Genomic DNA, 2,461 nt, shown 5'->3' on the forward strand with positions numbered 1-2,461 from the left:
GCGGCACGCGGCCGCCCCGCCGACCGCGCGGTTCACCGACCCGCGCGACCGCCGCCACGCCGAAGAGCTGGCGGCCGTCTCCAGCGAACTCGCCCTGGACCTGTGCCGGGCCGGGGAACCCGCCGCCGGCGCCGAGCTACCGGCGGCGGTGCTGCACGTGTGGTCCCTGCTCGGCGGAGTGGACGACCGGTCCCGCGCGTCCTTCCTGTTTTCCCTGTGGGAACACTGGACCCGGCGGATGCGCCCGGCCCAGCGGGTCGCGCTCGCCGCCCGCGCGGCGGATCCGGTGCCGGCCCGGACCGGGGAACTGTTCGCCGACAGCCGGGTGCACGCGGCCTGGCACCACCAGCTGCGCGTCATCGCCCGAGTCGCGCGTGACGGGGGCGCCACGCCGGTGAACTACCTGCTGTACGAGCACGCGAAGACCGGCGCGGCCCGGCTCGGCCTGCCCCCGGACAGCCTGGCCTTGGCCGCCGCCGTGCTCCGCGGCGCCGTTCTCGCCGGCACCGTCACCGCCCACCCGGCGGTACGGGCTCCGGAGCCCGTACCGGCGGCGCGGTGAGCTGCCGGGCCGCGTCCCGGACCAGGTCGATCACCCCGGCCTCGTCGCGGGCGACACCGAAGAGGTAGAAGTCGGGGCGCACCAGGGCCGCGACCGCCCCCATCCCGGCCAGGTACGGCCCGTAGCACCCGTCGACGTCGACGACGTCTTCGGCACCGAGGTCACCGGGCGGCGTGCCGGCCGGGCGCACGCGGACGAGCCGGGCCCCCACCGCCGCCAGCGCGTCCGGGCACGACCGGTCCAGGAGGGCCGCGAGGTCAGGCGTGCCGATGAGCACGAAGCCGAGTCCGGCGATCTCGTCGAACAGCCCGGTCCGCCCGCCGCGGCTCACCCTCGCCTGCGGCGTGGAGTCACCGGCGTAGGGCGCCGGCCGCCCCGCGGCGTCGTGGTGCAGGAACCCGGTCACGAGGGCCTTCACCGCGGTCCGTTCCCGCGCCGGTGGGTCGATGTTCCGGCGTCTCGCGGTCAGCATGGCCCGGTCGCGGTCGGCCGCCGCGGCGGGGTTGACCACGCACACCACCTTGCCGAGCTCGACCGACATCGTCACCGCGTGCCGCACGTGGGCCCGCCGCTCGGTGTCGTAGGTGTCCAGCAGTTCCGCCGGCGCCCGGCCGGCCAGGACGAGGTCGAGCTTCCAGGCCAGGTTGGCGGCGTCCCGGAAACCCGAGCACATCCCCTGGCCCGCGAACGGCGGCATCAGGTGGGCCGCGTCCCCCGCGATGAGCAGGCGGCCGGACCGCCAGCGATCCGCCCAGCTCGCCCGGAACGTGTACACGGCGTACCGGTCCAGCCGCGCGTTCTCCGGGGTGACGTCGACGAGCCGCAGCAGACGCCAGGCGGTCCCCTCGCTGCCGAAGTCGCTCAGCCGCTCCCCCGGCAGGCGCATGAACTCCCAGCGCCGGTGCCCCGGACCCGCCGACACCGCGGTGCGCGGCCGCGCCGGGTCGCAGATCTGCAGGTTGTTCGGGGTGAACTCGCGCGGCTCGTGCAGGGTGACGTCGCAGATGAGCCAGTCGTGGGCGAAGCCGAGATCGGTGCTCGTGGTGCCCAGGCGCTCGCGCACGAAGCTGTTGGCCCCGTCGCACCCGATCACCCAGCCGCCGCGGAAAACCTGCCGCGTGCCGTCGGCCGCCTCGGCCGTGACGCTCACCCCGTCGTCGTCTTCGAGCGCCTCCACCACCGAGTACCCGCGCAGGACCCGCAGGTTCGGCAGGCTGCCGCCGCGAGCCATCAGCGCGGCTTCCAGCTCCGGCTGGTAGAACGACGTCGAGTCGGGCCACCCGCAGTGTCCTCGTTCGGCCACGTCGAACTCGATCAGCGTTTCCCCGCGGGCGGTGCGCCACGCGTACTCGCGAGACGGCTCGCCGAACCGGGCGAACGCGTCGCCGATCCCGGCCGCGGCGAGGATGCGCCCGGCCTCGCTGTCGAACCCGACGGCCCGCGGCTGCCGGAAGGGTTCGGGCCAGCGTTCCAGGACCGTCACCCGCCACCCCCGGTGCGCGAGCAGGACCGCCAGCAGCTGGCCGACCGGGCCGTAGCCGACGATCAGCACGTCGGAGCCGGGAACAGGCATGGTCACTCTTCTCCTTCCGGGGTACCGGGCCACCGGTTCGCCGGGGTCAGGTCGATCAGGTCGTGCAGCACCACCGGGGTGGGCGCCCGCACGTTCGCCGCGTCCACCCGCAGCACGGACAGGGCGCGGTGGCCGGTCGCGAGGGCGGCGTCGACCATCGCGAGGCCGTCCTCAGTGGACAGTGGGCCGACGCCGGGGAAGCGCGAACGGCCCTCCTCGGTCATCGGTCCCCACGCCAGCGCCAGCGCGGGCTCGCCGCGCCAGTGCGCGAACGCTTCGGCGAAGGCGTCCACGGCGGCCTGGTCCGCGTGGCCCGCGCGGCCGAG

General features: G+C 75.5%; 3 protein-coding genes. 1 reads left to right on the forward strand and 2 read right to left on the reverse strand.

Going from position 1 to position 2,461, the window contains the following annotated elements; translation table 11 throughout:
• Positions 1 to 562 (forward strand): hypothetical protein (locus tag ACWEVN_RS47545; protein ID WP_452055669.1); only part of this gene is annotated, 562 nt, incomplete at its 5' end.
• On the opposite strand, the gene mhpA is transcribed toward ACWEVN_RS47545, so the two are convergent.
• Together mhpA and ACWEVN_RS47555 are read right to left on the reverse strand one after the other, a co-directional pair.
• The gene (gene mhpA, locus ACWEVN_RS47550) at positions 510 to 2,135 is read right to left on the reverse strand and encodes a bifunctional 3-(3-hydroxy-phenyl)propionate/3-hydroxycinnamic acid hydroxylase MhpA (protein ID WP_452055670.1); all 1,626 of its coding nucleotides are present in this window, start codon (positions 2,133 to 2,135) and stop codon (positions 510 to 512) included. The two genes, ACWEVN_RS47545 and mhpA, sit on opposite strands and share 53 nt — an antisense overlap.
• Positions 2,136 to 2,137: 2 nt before the next feature.
• Positions 2,138 to 2,461 (reverse strand): hypothetical protein (locus tag ACWEVN_RS47555; RefSeq protein ID WP_452055671.1); only part of this gene is annotated, 324 nt, incomplete at its 5' end.

This window comes from Amycolatopsis sp. NPDC003861, from assembly GCF_053605405.1.

Excerpts from the sequence above, each read along its gene's own strand:
- mhpA (WP_452055670.1), bottom strand. The coding sequence starts at position 2,135 with ATGCCTGTTCCCGGCTCCGACGTGCTGATCGTCGGCTACGGCCCGGTC.